At 71.3% G+C, this 19,602-nt stretch carries 16 protein-coding genes; 7 read left to right on the forward strand and 9 right to left on the reverse strand.

Annotated features, from left to right (window positions below; translation table 11 throughout):
- Positions 1-3: 3 nt before the first annotated feature.
- From puhB to bchF, 9 genes are read right to left on the reverse strand one after another with little or no spacing between them, the layout of a single operon-like run.
- A complete protein-coding gene (puhB, locus tag MKK65_RS09505; RefSeq protein ID WP_243957273.1) occupies positions 4-660 on the reverse strand; it encodes a photosynthetic complex putative assembly protein PuhB in 657 nt (218 codons plus the stop codon).
- Positions 657-1,436, reverse strand: coding sequence for a photosynthetic reaction center subunit H (gene puhA / locus MKK65_RS09510; RefSeq protein WP_058193820.1), 780 nt, complete (start codon positions 1,434-1,436; stop codon positions 657-659). The genes puhB and puhA overlap by 4 nt, the downstream gene beginning before the upstream one ends.
- A gap of 18 nt (positions 1,437-1,454) precedes the next feature.
- Positions 1,455-2,888 carry a BCD family MFS transporter gene (locus tag MKK65_RS09515; protein WP_243957275.1) on the reverse strand — a complete coding sequence of 478 codons (1,434 nt, stop codon included), beginning with the start codon at positions 2,886-2,888 and terminating at the stop codon, positions 1,455-1,457.
- Positions 2,885-3,589: a magnesium protoporphyrin IX methyltransferase gene (gene bchM, locus MKK65_RS09520; RefSeq protein ID WP_243957277.1), complete on the reverse strand. Its 705-nt coding sequence runs from the start codon at positions 3,587-3,589 to the stop codon at positions 2,885-2,887. The genes MKK65_RS09515 and bchM overlap by 4 nt, the downstream gene beginning before the upstream one ends.
- Positions 3,590-3,605: 16 nt before the next feature.
- Entirely contained in the window at positions 3,606-4,499 is an 894-nt protein-coding gene (gene bchL / locus MKK65_RS09525) for a ferredoxin:protochlorophyllide reductase (ATP-dependent) iron-sulfur ATP-binding protein (RefSeq protein WP_058193817.1), read from the reverse strand.
- Positions 4,496-8,224, reverse strand: a complete 3,729-nt coding sequence (locus MKK65_RS09530; protein ID WP_243957279.1) for a magnesium chelatase subunit H — start codon at positions 8,222-8,224, stop codon at positions 4,496-4,498. The genes bchL and MKK65_RS09530 overlap by 4 nt, the downstream gene beginning before the upstream one ends.
- A complete protein-coding gene (gene bchB / locus MKK65_RS09535) occupies positions 8,214-9,815 on the reverse strand; it encodes a ferredoxin:protochlorophyllide reductase (ATP-dependent) subunit B (RefSeq protein ID WP_243957281.1) in 1,602 nt (533 codons plus the stop codon). Before bchB ends, MKK65_RS09530 begins: the two co-directional genes overlap by 11 nt.
- A 4-nt stretch (positions 9,816-9,819) precedes the next feature.
- On the reverse strand, positions 9,820-11,094 hold the full coding sequence (locus MKK65_RS09540) for a ferredoxin:protochlorophyllide reductase (ATP-dependent) subunit N (protein ID WP_243957284.1): 1,275 nt from the start codon (positions 11,092-11,094) through the stop codon (positions 9,820-9,822).
- Positions 11,091-11,597 carry a 2-vinyl bacteriochlorophyllide hydratase gene (bchF, locus tag MKK65_RS09545; protein ID WP_243957286.1) on the reverse strand — a complete coding sequence of 169 codons (507 nt, stop codon included), beginning with the start codon at positions 11,595-11,597 and terminating at the stop codon, positions 11,091-11,093. The genes MKK65_RS09540 and bchF overlap by 4 nt, the downstream gene beginning before the upstream one ends.
- 326 nt (positions 11,598-11,923) lie before the next feature.
- Here bchF and MKK65_RS09550 point away from each other — a divergent pair, with 326 nt between their 5' ends.
- From MKK65_RS09550 to MKK65_RS09580, 7 genes are all read left to right on the forward strand, one after another.
- On the forward strand, positions 11,924-12,835 hold the full coding sequence (locus MKK65_RS09550) for a B12-binding domain-containing protein (RefSeq protein WP_243957288.1): 912 nt from the start codon (positions 11,924-11,926) through the stop codon (positions 12,833-12,835).
- A 30-nt stretch (positions 12,836-12,865) separates the two neighbouring features.
- Positions 12,866-14,311 carry a transcriptional regulator PpsR gene (gene ppsR, locus MKK65_RS09555; protein ID WP_243957290.1) on the forward strand — a complete coding sequence of 482 codons (1,446 nt, stop codon included), beginning with the start codon at positions 12,866-12,868 and terminating at the stop codon, positions 14,309-14,311.
- Between the two features lie 602 nt (positions 14,312-14,913).
- A complete protein-coding gene (chlG, locus tag MKK65_RS09560; RefSeq protein ID WP_058193810.1) occupies positions 14,914-15,798 on the forward strand; it encodes a chlorophyll synthase ChlG in 885 nt (294 codons plus the stop codon).
- A 275-nt stretch (positions 15,799-16,073) separates the two neighbouring features.
- On the forward strand, positions 16,074-17,378 hold the full coding sequence (locus tag MKK65_RS09565; RefSeq protein WP_243957293.1) for a BCD family MFS transporter: 1,305 nt from the start codon (positions 16,074-16,076) through the stop codon (positions 17,376-17,378).
- A 157-nt stretch (positions 17,379-17,535) separates the two neighbouring features.
- Positions 17,536-18,744, forward strand: coding sequence for a geranylgeranyl diphosphate reductase (locus tag MKK65_RS09570; RefSeq protein WP_243957295.1), 1,209 nt, complete (start codon positions 17,536-17,538; stop codon positions 18,742-18,744).
- Positions 18,741-19,241, forward strand: coding sequence for a TspO/MBR family protein (locus MKK65_RS09575; RefSeq protein ID WP_243957297.1), 501 nt, complete (start codon positions 18,741-18,743; stop codon positions 19,239-19,241). The genes MKK65_RS09570 and MKK65_RS09575 overlap by 4 nt, the downstream gene beginning before the upstream one ends.
- Positions 19,241-19,579: a hypothetical protein gene (locus tag MKK65_RS09580; RefSeq protein ID WP_058194947.1), complete on the forward strand. Its 339-nt coding sequence runs from the start codon at positions 19,241-19,243 to the stop codon at positions 19,577-19,579. Before MKK65_RS09575 ends, MKK65_RS09580 begins: the two co-directional genes overlap by 1 nt.
- Positions 19,580-19,602: the final 23 nt, after the last annotated feature.

The raw sequence follows: 19,602 nt of genomic DNA on the forward strand, positions 1-19,602 counted from the left end.
TCCCTACTCGGCCGCGACGAGGCGGCCGGGATTGTCTTGGACCGCCCGCGGACGCGGCACGATCATGGGCCGCACCGTCTGAGACAGCTCGGCATGGGCCTCGATGGCCCGCGCCAGCAGCCTCGCCACCGCGTCCGCATCGGGCACGGAACGCAGCATGGGCTCGGTCCGGGCGATGCGCCAGGGCCGGGCATGCGGCCACAGTTGAAGGTAGGCGATACGCAGGCCCGGCCGCAACCGGAGCGGCAGATCTCCGCTCCTGTCCGTGAAGGCACGCAACGCCGCACCCTCGACCTGCGCGAAGGGCACATTGTGCGTCACCGGCAGGGCGATGCCGACGTGCATCACGATTCGGCGGTCGGTGATCGTGTAGACCGTGGTGCGGTGGTTGAGCCACGCGAACAGCCAGAGCAGGGCGAGGCCGACCGCGCCGACCAGCAGGGTCAGGCCGACGGTGGTGAGCGCCGAGACGGGCGATCCGGCCGTGAGCCCGAAGGCCAGAGCGCAGGCAACGAACCAGGCGGCGACCAGGCGGGCATGATAGGCGCGGACCCAGAGGCCCCCCGTGGTCGGCGCCCCCTGCCACAGGATGCGCTCGTTTGCCGGCAGCGGGCCGGGCAGGCCCCGCAGGGTGCCCTCGGGAAGGAAATCGCCGCTCATAGCAGGGGCTCCGCCCGGGCCGGAGTGGCGTAGAGCGTGCCGGCGCCGAAATAGGCCATGATCCGCTCCTCCTCGAGGAAGGTGATGCTGTCGGGATCCCGGGTGACCGGGATATCGGCGAACTGGGCGGCGAGCAGGGCCTCGGACTTCACCGTCTTGGTGAAGCCGCCGGCCCGGCAGAACGTGGTCGGCATCAGCCGGCGGCCACCGGTGGGCAACTCGACCTCGTAGTAGCGGATGAGCGACTCGCCGCGGTCGATCCAGACGTCGCTGACGACGCCCGCCACCGCGTTATCGGTGCCGAACACGGTCATGCCGATCGGGTTCGGGCCGGCTTCGTGGATGACGAAGGCCGTAGCCACCCGCAGGGGCACGATCCGGTACTCGTCGTCCCAGGTCTTGTCGTGCACGTCGTGCCGGACGACCCAGGAGCCGGGGCCGACGCCGGCCTGCAGCGACGCGTCGGTCCGCTCGTAGGGCGCGCCGGGCCAAGGCTCGACCTTGCGGGCCGGGATTCCGGTCTCGATGTCGTCGCGGCCCTGCACCGCCTGGGGGGCGTAGGTGGTCTCGCCGCCCGGCAGGTGGAACGCCTTGGAGCGCGGGATCAGGACCGGGTCCGGCGCCTTGCGGCGGCCGACGATCTCGTTCTCCAGCGGGTAGCCCTCGCGCCGGTCCTCCCGGCGGAGCCAGAACACCAGCCCGAAGAAGAAGATGAAGAAGGCGTAGAGCACGACCTGGGCGACGTCGACGTACCCTGTAATGGCGCCGGTTGGCATGGCTGTCCTCCCCGAGTCTCAGGCCGCCCGTTCGGCGAGGGCGCCGCCGAGCCGATTTTTCCCTGCTGCACGCGCGTCCTCCCGCACCAGCGGTCCCAGGGCGATCAGGGCCGCGAACAGGAGGGCGATCTCGATGTGGTAGACGATCAGGTAGCCGATCGCGGGCTCGTTCATGCCCTCGCCGAGCACGCCCGATTGGGCAATGGCGCCGCCGATGTCGCGCACCACGCCGCTGGCGGCGATCGAGATTCCCGCGGCGCTGGCCTGGACGGCACCCCAGGCACCGAGCGCCAGCCCGGTATCCTCGGGACCGGCCCGGTTCATCGAGGCGGTGAGCGTGCCGTGGGCGAACAGGCCGCCGCCCAACCCGATCAGGCTGACGCCCGCCGCGAACAGGTCGGCCGAGGCGAGCGGCGCGGCGAAGACCACCGCGGAGAAGGCCAGGATGCCGATCCCGACGCCGACCGCGGAGACCCGGAACGGGTCGCCGCCGCGCCCGAGCCAGCGGGCGGCGACGAGCAGGCCGAGCCCGCCGCCGGCGGCAAGCAGGGCGGTCAGCGCCGTGGTCGCCCCGACCGAGAGGTGCAGGATCTGGCCGCCATAGGGCTCCAGCAGGATATCCTGCATCGAGAACCCCGCGGTGCCGAGCCCGATCGCCACGAGCCGGCGGCGCGCGGTGCCCTCTCCAGCATAGGCGTGCCAGGAGGCGCGGAAATCCCGCGCCGGGGCGGCCTGGGTGCGGTGCGGCGCGCGCGGCTCCTGCTTCCACAGGGCGACCCCGTTCAGCACGATGGTGACGAGCGCCGCGCCCTGGATCACCTGGATCAGCCGCACGGGCGAGAAATGCGCCAAAAACAGCCCGAACAGCAGGGCGCTCGCCATCATCCCGAACAGCAGCGCGACGCAGAGCAGCGCCACCACCTTCGGCCGGGCATGTGCGGGGGCGAGGTCGGTGGCGAGCGCCAGACCGACGGTCTGGGTGGTGTGCAGCCCGGCCCCGACCAGCAGGAACGCGAACGCTGCCGCCACGTCGCCGACCCAGAGCGGGCCGGTCGTGTCGCCCGACAGGATCAGCAGGGAAAACGGCATGATCGCCAGCCCGCCGAACTGGAGCAGGGTGCCGAACCAGATATACGGCACCCGCCGCCAGCCCAGCACTGAGCGGTGCGTGTCCGACCGGAACCCGACCAGGGCCCGCAGGGGCGCGAAGATCAGCGGCAGGGCCAGCATCACCGCGACGATCCAGGCCGGCACGCCGAGCTCAACGATCATCACCCGGTTCAGGGTGCCGATCAGCAGCACCGCGGCCATGCCGACCGTGACCTGGAACAGGGCGAGCCGCAGCAGCCGGCCGAGCGGCAGCTCGACGGTGGCGGCATCCGCGAAGGGCAGGATTGCCGGGCCGAGGCGCATCAGGGCGCGGGTGAGTTTTTGGGAGGCGGCGCTGCTCATCGCGAACGACCCAGCGTGATCGCGTTCGACAGGTAGAAGCCGCTGTTGACCCGATGGCTCTGTACCCAGGTGAATCCGTCGAGCGCCGGCTCCGAGGAGATCCGCCGGCGCAAGCCGCCCTCGGTCACCGGCACGATCGCCGGCGAGCGGTCGCCGCGGGGAAACAGCTTCCCGGCCGCATGCATCAGGGTCAGCAAGGCCGTGCGGGGCGCCACGGTGAACAGGACGGACCCATCCGTGCGGGCGCCCAGGACCGCCAGCGCCTGGACGATGTCGGCGGCGCGGTAATGGATCAGCGAATCCATCGCGACGACGTGGTCGAACCGGCCGAGGCCGGGATCGAGCATGTCGCCGACGCGAAAGTCGATCCGGCCGGGGCCGGGGATCGCCGGAAGCCGGTCCCGGGCGAGACCAACCAGTGTCGGCGACACGTCGATGGCGACCACCTCGGCCCCGCGCCTTGCGGCCTCGACGCTGAGCGCCCCGGTGCCGCAGCCGGCATCGAGCAGGCGCAAGCCGGTCATGTCGGCGGGCAGCCAGGAGAGCAGCGTCCCGCGCATCGCGTCCCGGCCGGCCCGCACGGTGGCGCGGATGCGGCTCACCGGCGCGTCGGAGGTCAGGCGCGACCAGGCCTCGACCGCGGTGCGGTCGAAATAGGTGGTCAGTTCACCCCTGCGGGTATCGTAGCTGGCGCCGGCCATCAGTCGAACCCCACTCTCAATCGAACCCGAGGAACTCGAACAGGTCGCGATCCTTCATCGGCAGGGCCTCGCAGGGCTCCCCACCGGCCCAGAGCGTCTCGGCCAGTCGCATGTACTCGGCGGTGACGGCGTCGAGTTCGGGGGAGGAATCCATCTCGAACAGGGTCGACTTCTTCAGCCGCGAGCGGCGGACCACATCGAGGTCGGGGAAGTGGGCCAGCCGCTTCAGGCCGACCGCGTCGTTGAACCGGTCGATCTCATCGGTCTTGGCCGAGCGGTTCGCGATGACGCCGCCGAGCCGCACCGGGTAGTTCTTGGACTTGGCGTGGATCGCCGCCACGATCCGGTTCATCGCGAAGATCGAATCGAAGTCGTTGGCGGTGACGATCAGCGCCCGATCGGCGTGCTGGAGCGGCGAAGCGAAGCCGCCGCAGACCACGTCGCCCAGTACGTCGAACACGACGACGTCGGTGTCTTCCAGGAGGTGGTGCTCCTTGAGGAGCTTCACGGTCTGGCCGACCACATAGCCGCCGCAGCCCGTGCCTGCCGGCGGCCCGCCGGCCTCGACGCACATCACGCCGTTGTAGCCCTCGACCACGAAGTCCTCGACGCGCAGCTCCTCCGAGTGGAAGTTCACCGCCTCGAGGGCGTCGATCACCGTGGGGGCGAGGCGCTTGGTCAGCGTGAACGTCGAGTCGTGCTTGGGGTCACAGCCGATCTGCAGCACCCGCTTGCCGAGCTTGGAGAACGCCACGGACAGGTTCGACGAGGTGGTGGACTTGCCGATGCCGCCCTTGCCGTAGACCGCGAACACCTTCGCGGTCTCGATCTTCAGGTCCGGGTCGAGGGCGACCTGGACGCTGCCTTCTTCCTTCCGGGCGATGACCGGATTGCGGATGGCGATGTTCATGCGGCGACTCCTGTGGTGACGCCTTCGAGACGATCTTCCAGTTCCTCCTCGGCCCGGTCGAGGGCGTCCCGCATCGCTGCGTCGGGGGTCCAGAAGCCGCGCTTGTGAGCCTCGATCAGCCGTTGAGCGACCTTGGCGGAGGCGGTGGGGTTGAGGGTGGCCATGCGCTCGCGCATGGCCGGGTCGAGCACGTAGGTCTCGGTGATCCGCTCGTAGATCCAGGGCTGGACCGCATTGGCGGTGGCCGACCAGCCGACCGTGTTGGTCAGGTGGGATTCGATCTGGCGCACGCCCTCGTAGCCGTGGCCGAGCAGGCCCTCGTACCATTTCGGGTTGAGCATGCGGGTGCGCGTCTCCAGCGCCACCTGCTCCTCCAGGGAGCGCACGCGCCCCTCCCCGCGGGTCTGGTCGCTGATGTAGATCGGCACCGCCGCGCCGCGGGCCTTCGCCACCGCCCGGCCCATACCGCCGAGCCCGTCAAAGTAATGGTCGACCGAGGTGACGCCGACCTCGACCGAGTCGAGGTTCTGGTAGGCCATGTCGACGGAGGCGAGCACCGCCTGCATCAGGGCGCGCTGCGGCGCGGGCTTGCCCGAGCGGCCATAGGCGAAGCTCTTGCGGCGCGAGAAGGTCTCGCACAGCTCGGCATCGTCGTCCCAGGCCCCGGAATCGACCAACTGGTTGACGTTGGCGCCGTAGGCCCCCTCGGCGTTCGAGAAGACACGCAACGCTGCGGTTTCCAGATCGCAGCCCTGCTCGGCCTGGATCGCCAGGGCGTGCTTCCGGACGAAGTTTTTTTCGAGGGGCTCGTCGGCGGTGGCGGCGAGATACGACGCCTCGGCCAGAAGCTTAGTTTGCAGGGGCAAAAGATCCCGGAAAATGCCCGACAGGGTGACGACCGCGTCGATCCGCGGGCGGCCGAGGGTGTCCAACGGGATCAGCTCGGCGCCGCTGAGCCGGCCGTAGCCGTCGAAGCGCGGGGCGGCGCCGATCAGGGCCAGAGCCTGGGCGATCGGGCCGCCCTCGCTCTTCAGGTTGTCGGTGCCCCACAGGACCAGGGCGACGCTCTCGGGACAGGGTTTCCCATCCGCGGCGAAGCGCTCGAGGATGCGCTCGACCTGCCGGGTACCGTCGGCCACCGCGAAGGCGGAGGGCAGGCGGTACGGATCGAAGCCGTGGATGTTGCGTCCGGTCGGCAGGATCGCCGGGTTGCGCAACAGGTCGCCACCGGCCACCGGCGGGATGAACCGGCCGTCGAGAGCCCGGAGCAAGGCCGGAAGCTCATGGTCCCGCGCCAGCAGGGCGTCGGTCTGGGCAAGGACCGCGAAGGCGGCACGCGTCTCGGGATCGCCGGTCAGGCCGGAGACCGCAAAGGCCGCCTCGGCGCCCTTCCCCGCGATGAGCGCGGCGATGGCGGCGCGATCAGGCTTCAGCCCGTGTGAGGCTTCCGCAAGGGCGAGGAGCAGGTCGACCCGCTCGTCCTCCGGAACGCCTTCGCCGACCACGTGCAGCCCGTGCGGGATCAGGGTCTGCTCCAGCTCCTGCACGGCCGACCAGAGGGTTGCGACTTGGGCGCCGAGATCGCCGGTCCAGGCCGGCTCGGCCGGGACGAGATCGACGGCCGCACCCTGCTCCTGGATCAGCCGGGCGAGGGTTTCGCGCTCGGTGACCGCTTCGAGATCGAGCCCGCGCCAGCGCTCCATGGAGCTCTTCAGGTCGAGCAGGCCGCGATAGAGTCCGGCGGTGGCCAGACTCGGGGTCAGGTAGCTCACCAGCGTCGCGGCGGAGCGGCGCTTCGCGAGCGTCCCCTCGGACGGGTTGTTGGCGGCGTAGAGGTAGATGTTGGGCAGCGCCCCGATCATCCGCTCCGGCCAGCACGCCTCGGACAGGCCGGTCTGCTTGCCGGGCATGAATTCGAGCGCCCCGTGGGTGCCGAAATGCAGCACGGCGTCGGCACCGAAATCCTCGCGCAGGTAGCGGTAGAAGGCTGAGAACGCGTGCGTCGGCGCGAAGCCGCGCTCGAACAGCAGCCGCATCGGATCGCCCTCGTAGCCGAAGGCCGGCTGGACGCCCACGAACACGTTCCCGAATTGCGCCCCGAGCACGAACAGGTCGGAGCCGTTGGTCTGGTGACGGCCGGGCGCCGGGCCCCACTGGGTCTCGATCTCGGCGAGGTACCGTTCGCGCCGGACATGGTCCTCGGCCCGGATGCGGGCATGGACGTTGGCCTGGGTCCCGTAGCGCTTGGCGTTGCCCTCCAGGATTGTTTCGCGCAGGGCGTCGACGCTCTCCGGGATCTCGACGGCGTAGCCGTCGGCCGCCAAGCCCTTCAGGGTGTTGAGCAGCGAGGCGTAGACCGACAGGAACGCGGCCGTGCCGGTCGCGCCGGCATTGGGCGGGAAGTTGAACAGCACCACCGCGAGCTTGCGCTCGGCCTTCGGCGTCCGGCGGAGGGAGACCAGGCTCTCGACCCGCTCGGCCAGCCGCGCGACCCGCTCGGGATGGGCGCGCATGTCCCGGGCATTGTCGCTGCCCGAGGCCGAGGAGCGGCCGCCGAACACCATCGGGGCGGTGGCCCCGTCGAGCTCGGGGATCGCGACCATCATGGTCGCCTCGACCGGTGACAGGCCGCGCTCGCCCGTCTCCCATTGCTCGATCGTCTGGAATTCGAGCGCTTGGGCGGCGAGGTAGGGCACGTCGAGCTGCGCCAGCATCGCTTCTGCGGCGGCGGCGTCGTTGTAGGCCGGGCCGCCGACCAGCGAGAAGCCGGTGAGCGACACCAGGGCATCGATCCGCGCCCGGCCGTCGCGCATGAAGAAGGCGTCGACGGCCGGGCGGTTGTCGAGGCCGCTGGCGAAGGCCGGCACCACCTCGAGGCCCTTGGCCTCCAGGGCTGCGATCACCCCGTCGTAATGGGCGGTGTTGCCGGCGAGCACGTAGCTGCGCATCAGCAGCAGGCCGACGCGGCCCCGCGTCCCCGCTGAGCGCGGCAGGCGGGCCGGATCCTGGCCGATCCGGCCGGCCATGCGCGGGTGGTAGAGGCCGGTCTCGGGATAGTCGAGCGGGGCCGGCGCGGCCGGGCCCTCGCGCCAGACGGCGCGCGCGCCGGCGGCGTAGCGGTGCACCAGGAAGCGGACCAGGGCGGCGACGTTCTCGTCCGAGCCGGCGAGCCAGTATTGCAGGGTCAGGAAGTAGGCGCGCACGTCCTGCGCCGAACCTGGGATGAAGCGCAGGATCTTCGGCAGCTTGCGCACCAGCGCCATCTGCCGGCCGGCATTGCTCTGCTGGCCGGGCTTGCCGCGCAGCTTCTTCAGGAAATCCAGGGCGCTGCGCTTGTTGCCGCTCATGTCGAAGCGGCCGAGCTTGGTCGTCTTCACCACCTCGCTCGCCGACATGCAGCCGACCATCGCGTCGCAGCCGTCGCGTCGGGCCGCGAGCGCCGGCAGGATCGCCCGGACATGCTCGTCCATGAACAGCATGGCCGAGAGCACGATGTCGGCCTGCGCGATGTCGCTGCGGCAGGCGTCGAGGGCCGCGGGGTCCGTGTCCCACTCGGCCGCGGCGTGGAAGCCGAGCACCAGACCCGGCATCTCGGACCGCAGGCGCAGCCGAGCCCGCTCCACCGCACTCGCGAGGTGGTTGTCGAGCGTGACGATGACCACGCGGATCGGCGGCCTCTGCGCCGAACCAGCCTCGCGTCCGGGGGAGAGCGCTCTAGCGGCCATAATGCGCCTTGGCGTCGTAGAGGGTTTCGACGGTGATGAGCGGCAGCTGCCGCTCACGGGCGAACTTCTCCGTGTTGCTGCGCGCTTTGCCGCGCACGAAGAATGGGATTTTCTTCAGTTCCCGCTCGGCTTCTGGGGCCCAGGAAGCGGCCGTGATCGTGACGGCTTCGTCCAACAGGATCGGCGCCACGGCCAGGCTCGGCGCAGCCGCGGCCGGGACCGACTCCAGGGACGCCGCGGCCTGCGGCGCCTCGAACGGCGTGCCGCCGAGATGCGACGGCCCGACGCCGTCGTGGAATTCGGGATCCTCCCGGAACATGCCCAGCAGGTGCTCTTCGAGGCCCATCATCAGCGGATGGACGAGGGTATCGAACAGGACGTTGGCGCCCTCGAAACCCATCTGCGGGGCGTAGCGGGCCGGGAAGTCCTGGACGTGGACCGGGGCGGAGATCACCGCGCAGGGGATGCCCAGCCGCTTGGCGACGTGGCGCTCCATCTGGGTGCCGAGGACAAGTTCGGGTGCGGCCGCGCGGATCGCAGCCTCGACGTCGAGGTAGTCGTCGGTGATGAGGGCCTCGATGCCGTGCTCGGCGGCCTCGGCGCGAACCTCGCGGGCGAATTCGCGGCTGTAGGTTCCGAGGCCGACGACCGTGAAGCCCAGTTCCCGCGCCGCCATCCGGGCAATGCCGATCGCGTGGGTCGCATCCCCGAACACGAAGACGCGCTTGGCGGTCAGGTAGGTCGAATCAACCGAGCGCGAATACCAGGGCAGGCGCGAGCCGAGGCCGTCCAGAAGCGGCGCTGGATCGAGGCCGGTCAGAGCCGCGACCTCGGTGATGAAGCGGTTCGTGGCGCCGACCCCGAGGGGTACCTCCTGCGTGAACGGCTGCCCGAAATTCTTCTTGAGATACTCGGCCGCGCTGCGGGCCGTCTCAGGATAAAGCACGACGTTGAAGTCGGCCTCCTTGAGCCGGCCGAGATCGGCCGGGCTGGCGCCGAGCGGCGCGACGACGTTCACGTCGATCTCGAGGCTGTCGAGCAGCCGACGGATCTCGATCAGGTCGTCCCGGTGGCGGAAGCCCAGAGCCGTAGGACCGAGGATATTGCAGAGCGGGCGTCGTCCCGGCTCCCGCGCGGGCCGCGATGCGGGGGCTCCGGCGAGCGCCCGGACCAGGCGATAAAACGTCTCGGACGCGCCCCAGTTCTCCTTCTTCTGGTAGGCGGGCAGCTCCAGCGGGATCACCGGAATCGGCAGGTCGAGGGCTTTGGCCAGCCCCCCCGGATCGTCCTGGATCAGCTCGGCGGTGCAGGAGGCGCCGACGATCATCGCCTGCGGCTGGAAGCGCGTGTAGGCCGCGGCCACCGAGGTCTTGAACAGCTCGGCGGTGTCCCGGCCGAGATCCTGCGCCCGGAAGGTCGTGTAGGTGACGGGCGGGCGGGCATCGCGCCGCTCGATCATCGTGAACAGCAGGTCCGCGTAAGTGTCGCCCTGCGGCGCGTGCAGCACGTAGTGCAGCCCGGTCATCGCGGTGGCGACGCGCATCGCGCCGATATGCGGGGGGCCTTCGTAGGTCCAGAGGGTGAGCTGCATCGCCCTACACCTCCAGCAAGGCGCGGCGCCGGAGCGGGCGCGCGAACAATTCGGCGAGGTCGCCGGCCTGCTCGTAGCCCTGCACGGGCGTGAACAGCAGCTCGATCGACCACTTGGTCGAGAGGCCCTCGGCCTCCAGCGGGTTGGCCAGCCCGAGGCCGCAGACCGTGAGATCCGGCCGCGCCGCCCGGCAGCGATCCATCTGGTCGTCGAGGCTCTGGCCTTCGGTCACGCGGGTGCCCGCCGGCAGCATCTCGATCTCGGCCGCCAGATGCGCCCGGTGCAGGTAGGGGGTCCCGACCTCGACGAGCTCGACGCCGAGTTCGCGGGCGAGGAATCGGGCGAGCGGCACTTCGAGCTGCGAATCGGGGAAGAAGAACACCCGCTTGCCGCCGAGTTTTTCGCGGTGGGGGGCGAGCGCGGTCTCGGCCCGGGCGCGCCCCGCGGCGGTCGCCGCCGCGAAGGCCGTGTCGTCCACGCCGAACGCGTCGGCGGCCGCCTGCAGCCAGCCGGTGGTGCCCTCGGCGCCGAGCGGGAACGGGGCGGCGAGCCGGTGCGCACCGCGCTCGTCGAGGGCGCGGGCGGTGTCGGCCAGGAACGGCTGCGCAAGCAGGTAGCGGGTGTTGCGACCGATTGCCGGCATCGCACCGGCGCGGCGGGCCGGGAGGAACCGGACATCCGCGATTCCCATCGCGGCGAAGATCCGAAGGAACTGGTCCTCGACCACGTCGGCCAGCGCTCCCACGATGAGGAGCGAGGGGGCGGCCTCCGCGGGCGACCGCGGCAGTTCCGGGACGAGGGCGGCGAGGCAAGCATCTTCGCCCTGCGTGAAGGTCGTCTCGATGCCGGAGCCGGAATAGTTCAGCACCCGCACCGGCGCGAGGCGCCCCGACAGGCGCTGGGCTGCCCGGGACAGGTCGAGCTTGATCACCTCGGACGGGCAGGAGCCCACGAGGAACAGCAGCTTGATGTCCGGCCGGCGCTCGATCAGCCGCGTGACGACCCGGTCGAGCTCCTCGTTGGCGTCGGCGATCCCGGCGAGGTCGCGCTCGTCGATGATCGCAGTGGCGAAGCGCGGCTCGGCGAAGATCATCACGCCGGCGGCGGACTGGATCAGGTGGGCGCAGGTGCGCGACCCAACCACGAGGAAGAAGGCGTCCTGGATCTTCCGGTGCAGCCAGACGATGCCGGTGAGCCCGCAGAACACCGCCCGCTGGCCGTGCTCCTGATGGAAATCGATGCCGCCGCAGGCGGTGGGGGGCGGAACGGGCGCGTTCATGACAGCGCCTCCGCGAAGTGCGGTTGATGCGTGCTTGCGCCTTCCAGGCGGGCGGCTCGGAGCTTGAGCAGGAACTGCCCGGCATTGATCACGTAGGTCGCGTAGGCCGCCAGCGCGAGGATCAGCAGGGCCTGATTGCCGAGGGCGCTGGTGCCGAGGGCGGCGAGGTAGGCGGTGTGGAGCGCCAGCACCAGCATGCTGACCACGTCCTCCCAGTAGAAGGCCGGGGCGAACAGCCAGCGGCCGAATACGGCCTTCTCCCAGATCGAGCCCGTGATCATGATGGCGTAGAGCGCCAGGGTCTTGACCACCACGGAGGCCTCGGCGGCCTCCTGGCCCTGACCGGTGGCGAGTGCCCGCAGCACCAGCGCCAGGCTCACCAGGAAGATCAGGAACTGCACCGGGGCCAGCACACCCTGCACCAGGGTCCAGGGCGAGGCATCACGCCGCTGCCGCTCGGCAGGCGTGTAGAGCGGTCGTGCTGGCTGGTCCCCGGGACCCATGCATCCGCTCCCCTGTGCTCGGCGCCGTCCAGGGACGTCGTCGTTGGCAGAGGCTAGGGCCGCAGCCCCAAAAGTGTCAAGTGCGCTTGACGCTCGAACGAGGTGACACGGCGTTTGACATATTTTCTTTGTTCCAAGTCATTGCCAAGATCGACGGCTCGGGTATCGTTCCTAACACCGGTTGGGCTTTTCGGGGTCTTGGCCGGTGTGATCCGAGGATCGGCGACGACGAAGACGTGAGTAGACAGGCGGGGAACGCCGGACTCGAACACGTATGCGGAACCGCCGGTCCATTCGGGCCGGGGCCGCTTCTGGGAGGGATGCCGATGGGAGACTGGAGGCATTTCGGTGAGCGTCTGGACCCCGGGCCGATCGCCGGTGGCTGCGGCGCGATGGGTGACGGCCGCTCGGCCTTCGGGGACGGGCCGCGGGTCCGCCACCAGGCGATTCCGCGCTCCGCTGCGGACGACAAAGCGGTGCCGGACGCCCTGGCCCGCTTGGTCGAGGCGGAGATCCTGCCCCGGCTGATGCTGGCCCACCGGCCCGCCGGGCGCCGTGCCCAGGCCGACCGGGCGCCGAGCCCGGACGAGATCGCCGCCTTCAGCGCGCTCCTGCTGGCCCCCGGACCGATCGACCTGGACGGCCAGGTCTCCGCCCTGCGCGAGGGCGGGCTGCCGCTGCCGCGCCTGCTCCTCGACCTGCTCGCCCCGGCGGCGCGCCATCTCGGCGAGCTCTGGGAGGACGACGCCTGCGATTTCCTCGCCGTGACCGAGGGGCTCGGCCGGCTCCAGGCCGTGAGCCGGCGCCTCTGCGCGCAGCTCGAGGACGACACGGTGCCGGCCAACGGCCGCAGCGTGCTGCTGCTGCCCTGCCCGGGCGAGACCCATCATTTCGGCCTGTCGATCGTCGCGAGCTTCTTCCGCGAGGCCGGCTGGGACGTGACCACGGCGGTCCCCGGCCCCGAGGTCGATCCCCTGTCCCTGCTGCGGACCGAATGGTTCGACGTCGTCGGCCTGTCACTGTCCTGCGACGTGTTCCTGCCGGCCCTGTCGGGCACGGTGACGGATGTCCGGCGCGCCTCCAGCAACCCGGAGGTCCGGGTGATCGTCGGTGGCCCGTACTTCGCCCGCTACGGCGGCGAGGCGGGCATCGTCGGCGCCGATGCCTGCGCCCCGGACGGATGCCTCGCGCCGGCCACAGCCGAAGCGTTGCTGGACAGACGCGCCCTGGCCTGCTGAAAGGGCTGCCACATCAACTATCACAATACGGTGACCGTGACGCCCCAGCCTCACCCCACCCCGCAGTCGCCACCTCCGGCACTGCTCCAGGTGGCCGACCACCTCGATGGCGAGGCGGTCGGGCGTCTTGTCGCGGCGTCGGCCGACCTGTCCCTGGTGGTCGACGCCGACGGGGTGATTCGCGATGCGACCGCCGCCGCCGATCTCGATGCGGAGAACATCCACGGCTGGCTCGGGCGCCGCTGGATCGATACCGTGACCATCGAGAGCCGGCCCAAGGTCGACGCCCTGCTGCGTGACGCCCGGCCCGACGGCATCACCCGCTGGCGCCAGATCAACCACCCCTCCCCCAGCGGCATCGACCTGCCGATCCGCTACGCCTCGATCCGCTCCGGCGAGGGCGGTCCGATCGTCATCCTGGGCCGCGACATGCGGGCTGTGGCCGCGCTGCAGCGGCGGCTCACCGATGCCCAGCAGGCTCTGGAGCGTGATTACGACCGCCTGCGCGCCGCCGAGACCCGCTACCGGCTGCTGTTCCAGATCTCCGGCGAGCCGGTGCTGGTGGTCGATGCCGGAACGCGGCGGGTCGCGGAGGCGAACCCGTCCGCCGCGCGCCTGCTCGGGCGCCCGGCCAAGCGCCTGACCGGGCAGGACGCCGTCGACCTGTTCGATGCCGGCAGCGTCCGCTCCCTGGAGGCGCAGTTCGCCGCCCTGCGGGCGACTGGTCAGGCCGGCGAGGTCCGTGCCGCCCTGCAACACGGGCGGGGCGAGGTCACCGTCGCGGTCTCCCTGTTCCGCGGCGAGGGCGGGCCGAGTGCGCTGATGCGGCTCGTGGCCGATCCGGCCGCCGCCGAGGCCGGCCACGATCAGGAGGCGCCGACCCGGGCGGTGATCGAGGCGATGCCCGAGGGCTTCGTCGTCACGGATTCCACCCGCCGGGTCCTGATGGCCAACGCCGCCTTCCTGGAGCTGGCGCAGCTCGCCACGGAGAGCCAGGCCCGGGGCCGGCCCCTCGACCAATGGCTCGGTCGCGAGGATACCGAGGCGCAGGCCTTGTTCGCCAGCCTGGTCGACCACGGCTCCGTGCGCCGCTTCGCCACCGTGATCCGCGGGACCTATGGCGGCGTCGAGGATGTCGAGGTCGCCGCCGTCTCGGTGCCGGGGGCGCGTCCCTGCCTGGGCTTCGCGATCCGCTCCGCCCCCCGGCGGATCCCGGAGGGGCGGCTCGCCGGCAGCCGCGACGTGCCGCGCTCGGTGGAGCAGATGGCCGAGCTGGTCGGCCGGGTCTCGATGAAGACGCTGGTCCGCGAGACCACGGACCTGATCGAAAAACTCTGCATCGAGGCGGCCCTGCGGATCACCCGGGACAACCGCGCCTCGGCCGCCGAGATGCTCGGCCTCAGCCGCCAAGGCCTCTACGCCAAGATGCGCCGCTACGGCGTCGGCGACCTCGACAGTCCCGGCGAAGACGATTGAGTTGGTTCGGGTTTTCGGCCCTGGGGCTTCAGCCCGGGGCGATGATGCCGTGAGCAGGGCGGGGTCTGCCGACCCCTGCCCGCATCCGGAGGCGCCGGAGCGCAGCGGCGGCCTCGAAGGCGACCCCCGGGGATCGCACGGCTGGCTGGACGGTGTCGTCGAGGCCCGCCGATGCGGGCGCCGCGTGATGAGGCAGGACCCGGCATATCCGGGATCTGGGGCCTCCGCGGTCATTATGAGCCGGCAAAGCATCTGGGGCCCGCGGGGGGCAACGACCCGGGCCGGGACCGCGATGAGCGGGCGCGGCAGGGGGCTGGCCGGACGATCCGACGACGATGCGGCGTTCGGCGGGCACCGACCTCCGGGATCCGGCGAAGACTTGGCACCGTGTCCCGTCGCATACTCTTCGAAGGCTGGGCTGGACCGCCGCGATCCGTCGCCGAATCGGCCCTGCGCCTGACGCGATCGTGTCCGGGTGGCACTGGTATTGGATTATGTATTTGGCGGGCCACGGTCACGTTTGTTCGCCAACCGGCAGCGACATGTTTCGGCCGAGTGTAAATCTAGCTTGACACGCGGAGCCGCCCCGGTAGCGTGCCTGCATGGCTACCACGCCCGCCCCGAGCGCCGTTGTCGAGCTTCTCAAGCCGATCACCTGGTTCGCGCCGATGTGGGCGTTCGCCTGCGGCGTGATCTCGTCCGGCCAGCCGGCCCACGGGCAATGGCCGGTCATCGCCGCCGGCGTCGTGCTGGCCGGGCCTCTGGTCTGCGCCACCAGCCAGGCCACCAACGATTGGTTCGACCGGCATGTCGACGCGATCAACGAGCCGGGCCGGCCGATCCCCTCCGGGCGCATCCCCGGACGCTGGGGCCTCTACCTGGCGCTGGGCTGGACGCTGCTGTCGCTGCTGGTCGCCGCGGCGCTGGGTCCCTGGATCCTGGGCGCCGCCTTGTTCGGGCTGGTGCTCGCCTGGATCTACTCGGCCCCGCCCCTGCGCCTGAAGAAGAATGGCTGGTGGGGGAACGCCGCGGTCGGGCTCTGCTACGAGGGCCTGCCCTGGTTCACCGGCGCCGCCGTGATGGCCGCCGCCCTGCCCGACCGGCGGGTCCTGCTCGTCGCCCTGCTCTATTCCATCGGCGCCCACGGCATCATGACCCTCAACGATTTCAAGTCCGTGGAGGGCGACCGGCGCATGGGGCTCCTGTCCCTGCCGGTGCAGATGGGCTCGGACCGGGCCGCCCGCTTCGCCTGCCTGGTCATGGCGGTGCCGCAGGTGGTGGTGATCGGCCTGCTGCTCGCCTGGGAGCGCCATGGCCACGCCGCCCTGGTGGCCGCCCTGCTGGCGGGCCAGCTCGCCCTGATGGTCCGGTTTCTCAAGAGCCCGCGTGAGCGCGCGGCCTGGTACAACGGCACCGGCACGACCCTCTACGTGCTCGGCATGCTGGTCGCCGCCTTCGCCCTGCGGCCGCTGGTGGGAGGGGCGTGATGCGCGAATCGGGTTCGAGCTCTGCCTCCACGACGGTGCCGGATGCGGTGCGGGTCCCCTCTCCCACACGGGATAGGGAGCGTGTCGCGGTTGCGGCGTTCGATGTTGATCACCGTATGGTCGGCACGGAACGCGACGCGCTCTCCTCCCCCTTGCGGGGAGGAGTTGGAGGTGGGGGTGGCTCAGAAGGCACCGCTGCGCCCCATCCGGAACCACCCCCACCCCTGACCCCTCCCCGCAAGGGGGAGGGGAAAGCGGGCGCGGGTGAGCCGACGTTGGGCTGGCCCCAGATCGTCCGGCTCGGCCTGGTCCAGACCGCTCTGGGCAGCGTCGTCGTGCTGATGACGGCCACCCTCAACCGGGTGATGGTGGTGGAGCTGGCGCTCCCCGCCCTGGTGCCGGGGTTCCTGGTCGCCCTGCACTACGCCGCGCAGGTGCTGCGCCCGCGCTGGGGCTACGGCTCGGACCGGAGCGGGACGCGCACCCCCTGGATCGTCGGCGGCATGGCCGCGCTCTGCCTCGGCGGGTTCGGGGCGGCCTGCGGCACGGCGCTCGCCGCCACCGACCTCGCGCTCGGCCTCGCGCTGGCGGCCCTGTCGTTCCTGTGCGTCGGGATCGGCGCCGGGGCCGCCGGGACGTCCTTGCTCGTTCTGCTCTCGGGGGGCGTCGCGCCGGCCCGGCGCGGGGCGGCCGCCACCATCGTCTGGGTGATGATGATCCTGGGCTTCGCCCTGACGGCGCCGCTGGCCGGGCACTTTCTGGATCCGTTCTCGGGCCTGCGCCTCGTCGCGGTCTCGGGCACCGTCTCGGCCATCGCCTTCACGGTCGCCGTGCTGGCGCTCCTCGGGGTCGAGCGGCGCCTGCCGGTGCGGGTGCCGGAGCCCGAAGCGGCCAAAAAACCGTTCTTCACGGTGCTGGCCCAGGTGCTCGCAGATCCGGTGGCCCGGACCTTCACGATCTTCGTGTTCGTGTCGATGCTGGCCTACAGCGCCCAGGAGCTGATCCTGGAACCCTATGCCGGTCTGGTCTTCGCCATGAGCCCGGGGGCGACCACCAAGCTCGCCGGGCTCCAGCATGGCGGGGTGCTCGCCGGGATGCTGCTGGTGGCGGGCGTGACGCTGGCGGCCCGCGGCACCCCCCTCGCCTCCCTCCGGCTCTGGATCGCGCTGGGCTGCGCCGGCTCGGCCGCCGCCCTGTTCGCGCTGGCCGCCGGCGGCGACGTCCTGCCCCTGCGGCCGGTGGTGTTCGCGCTCGGTGTCGCCAACGGCGCCTACGCGGTCGCCGCCATCGGCTCGATGATGGCGCTCGCCGGCCGCGGCGACGCCCGCGAGCGCGGCACCCGCATGGGCGTCTGGGGCGCGGCCCAGGGCATCGCCTTCGGGGCCGGCGGCTTCCTGGGGGCGGCCGCCGTGGATGCGGTGCGGCTCGTCACGGCCGAGCCGGTCCAGGCCTACGCCGCCGTCTTCGCCGCCGAGGGGGTTCTGTTCCTCGTCGCGGTGGTCCTGGCCCTGCGGCTCGAGCCCGTCCGGGCTTCCGCTCGGGGCACGATCCCGCTCAATCCCATCCTCGGCGCGAGGTGACGTGATGGCTCGGTTGGTTGATGGTGGTGAAGGCCGCGACGCGCTCTCCTCCCCCTTGCGGGGAGGCGCTGGAGGTGGGGATGGCTCAGAAGGCACCGTAACGTTCGATCTTGCACCACCCCCACCCCTGACCCCTCCCCGCAAGGGGGAGGGGAAAATGCGCGGTGCCGACGTTTCCTACGACGTCGTTGTGGTCGGCGGCGGTCCCGCGGGGGCCACGGCGGCGACCGAGCTGGCCCGGGCCGGGCACGCGGTGCTGCTCCTCGACAAGCCCGGGCGGATCAAGCCCTGCGGCGGCGCGATCCCGCCCCGGCTGATCCGCGACTTCGCGATTCCCGACGCGCTGCTGGTCGCAAAGATTCGCTCCGCCCGGATGGTGGCGCCGAGCGGCAAGGCCGTGGACATGCCGGTGGGCGAGGGCTTCGTCGGCATGGTCGACCGCCAGCATTTCGACCCCTGGCTGCGCACCCGCGCCGAGGAGGCCGGCGCCGACCTGCGCGAAGCGGCGTATGACAAGATCACCCGGACGGATGACGGCTCGACGCTGGTCCACTTCACCACCGGCAAGGGCGAGGCCCAGGCCCGCTACACGGTCCGGGCGCGGCTGGTGATCGGCGCCGACGGGGCCTGCTCGCCGGTGGGCCGGGCCGAGGTGCCGGGCCACGACCGGATGAAGCAGGTCTTCGCCTATCACGAGATCGTCCGGGTGCCGGCCCCCGATGCGCCGGGCGGCGGCGCGGTCGATGCTGCCCGCTGCGACGTCTATTACCAGGGCCGGCACTCGCCGGATTTCTACAGCTGGATCTTCCCGCACGGGGACACCGCCAGCATCGGCACCGGCAGCGCCAAGAAGGGGTTTTCCCTGCGCTCCTCGATCCGGGCGCTGCGGGTCGCCACCGGCCTCGACGGCGCCGAGACCATCCGGCGGGAGGGCGCGCCCCTGCCGCTGAAGCCCCTCAAGCGCTGGGACAACGGCCGCGACGTGCTGCTGGCGGGCGACGCCGCCGGCGTCGTCGCCCCGGCCTCCGGCGAGGGCATCTACTACGCGATGCTCGGCGGCCAGCTCTCGGCGGAGGCGGCCAAGAGCTTCCTGGCCACCGGGGATGTCCGGGCGCTCGCGGGCGCGCGGAAACAGTTCATGAAGCTGCACGGCCGCGTGTTCTGGATCCTCGGGATCATGCAGTGGGTCTGGTACCGCAGCGACGGCCTGCGCGAACGCTTCGTCTCGATCTGCCGGGACAAGGACGTCCAGCAGCTCACCTGGGACAGCTACATGAACAAGGAGCTGGTCCGGGCGAAACCCGCCGCCCACGCGCGGATCTTCTTCAAGGACCTCGCCCACCTGTTCCGCTGGGTCTCCCCGTGACTCTTTTGGGGTCCGAGGGCTGGGGGCCGCCGGCCGTGGCCGCCGTGGCGGCGATCCTGGTCGCGGTCGCGGGCGCCGTCGCGACCAAGACGGATGGCTGGTACCGGCACCTGCGGTTCCCGTCCTGGAAGCCGCCGGACTGGGCGTTCGGGCCGGTCTGGACCACCATCTTCCTGCTCACCACCATCGCCGCCGTGATGGTCTGGAACCGCGATCCCGATCCCACCGCCCGGCTGCTGCTGGTCGCCGCCTACGCGGTGAACGGCGTGCTCAACATCGCCTGGAGCGTGCTGTTCTTCCGGTTCCGCCGGCCCGACTGGGCGCTGGCCGAGGTCGCGGCCCTGTGGCTGTCGATCGCCGTGCTGGTGCTGGTCACCGGCCGGGTCTCGATCGCGGCCGGGCTGATGAACCTGCCCTATCTCGCCTGGGTCAGCGTCGCCGCCTGCCTGAACCTCCGGATCGTGCGGCTCAACGCGCCGTTCCGGGGGCTGGCCTGATGGAGGCGCTGTTCGCCTCGGGCCGGATTGTCGACGCGATCCTGGTGCTAGTCGCGGCCGAGGCGCTGCTGCTCGCCTGGCTGGCCCGGAGCCGGGGCCTGGCCCGGGCGCCGCTCCTGGCCAACCTCGCCTCCGGGGCGGCCCTGATGCTGGCCCTGCGCGCCGCCCTCACCGGGGCCGTCTGGCCGGTGGTCGCCGGATGGATGCTCGCGGGGCTTCTGGCCCATCTGGCGGATCTGACGTTGCGCCTGCGCGCCGCTCGGACGCAACGCCGCAGCCCCCCGCCCGCCGGAACAACGCCGCAAACGGACGCGTTCACGCGCGGTGTCACCTTGTAACAACTATAAACGCAACCCGGGAG

Origin of the sequence: Methylobacterium sp. J-001 (assembly GCF_022829565.1) — a bacterium.
Taxonomy (GTDB): Bacteria; Pseudomonadota; Alphaproteobacteria; order Rhizobiales; family Beijerinckiaceae; genus Methylobacterium.

Bases quoted from the DNA above. Each gene is read 5' to 3' on its own strand.
- MKK65_RS09550 (WP_243957288.1), top strand. From the start codon at position 11,924: ATGGGAGACTGGAGGCATTTCGGTGAGCGTCTGGACCCCGGGCCGATC.
- MKK65_RS09540 (WP_243957284.1), bottom strand. From the start codon at position 11,094: ATGAACGCGCCCGTTCCGCCCCCCACCGCCTGCGGCGGCATCGATTTC.
- MKK65_RS09530 (WP_243957279.1), bottom strand. From the start codon at position 8,224: ATGGCCGCTAGAGCGCTCTCCCCCGGACGCGAGGCTGGTTCGGCGCAG.
- puhB (WP_243957273.1), bottom strand. From the start codon at position 660: ATGAGCGGCGATTTCCTTCCCGAGGGCACCCTGCGGGGCCTGCCCGGC.
- MKK65_RS09580 (WP_058194947.1), top strand. From the start codon at position 19,241: ATGGAGGCGCTGTTCGCCTCGGGCCGGATTGTCGACGCGATCCTGGTG.
- puhA (WP_058193820.1), bottom strand. From the start codon at position 1,436: ATGCCAACCGGCGCCATTACAGGGTACGTCGACGTCGCCCAGGTCGTG.
- MKK65_RS09570 (WP_243957295.1), top strand. From the start codon at position 17,536: ATGCGCGGTGCCGACGTTTCCTACGACGTCGTTGTGGTCGGCGGCGGT.
- chlG (WP_058193810.1), top strand. From the start codon at position 14,914: ATGGCTACCACGCCCGCCCCGAGCGCCGTTGTCGAGCTTCTCAAGCCG.
- bchF (WP_243957286.1), bottom strand. From the start codon at position 11,597: ATGGGTCCCGGGGACCAGCCAGCACGACCGCTCTACACGCCTGCCGAG.
- MKK65_RS09515 (WP_243957275.1), bottom strand. From the start codon at position 2,888: ATGAGCAGCGCCGCCTCCCAAAAACTCACCCGCGCCCTGATGCGCCTC.
- bchM (WP_243957277.1), bottom strand. From the start codon at position 3,589: ATGGCCGGCGCCAGCTACGATACCCGCAGGGGTGAACTGACCACCTAT.
- bchL (WP_058193817.1), bottom strand. From the start codon at position 4,499: ATGAACATCGCCATCCGCAATCCGGTCATCGCCCGGAAGGAAGAAGGC.
- bchB (WP_243957281.1), bottom strand. From the start codon at position 9,815: ATGCAGCTCACCCTCTGGACCTACGAAGGCCCCCCGCATATCGGCGCG.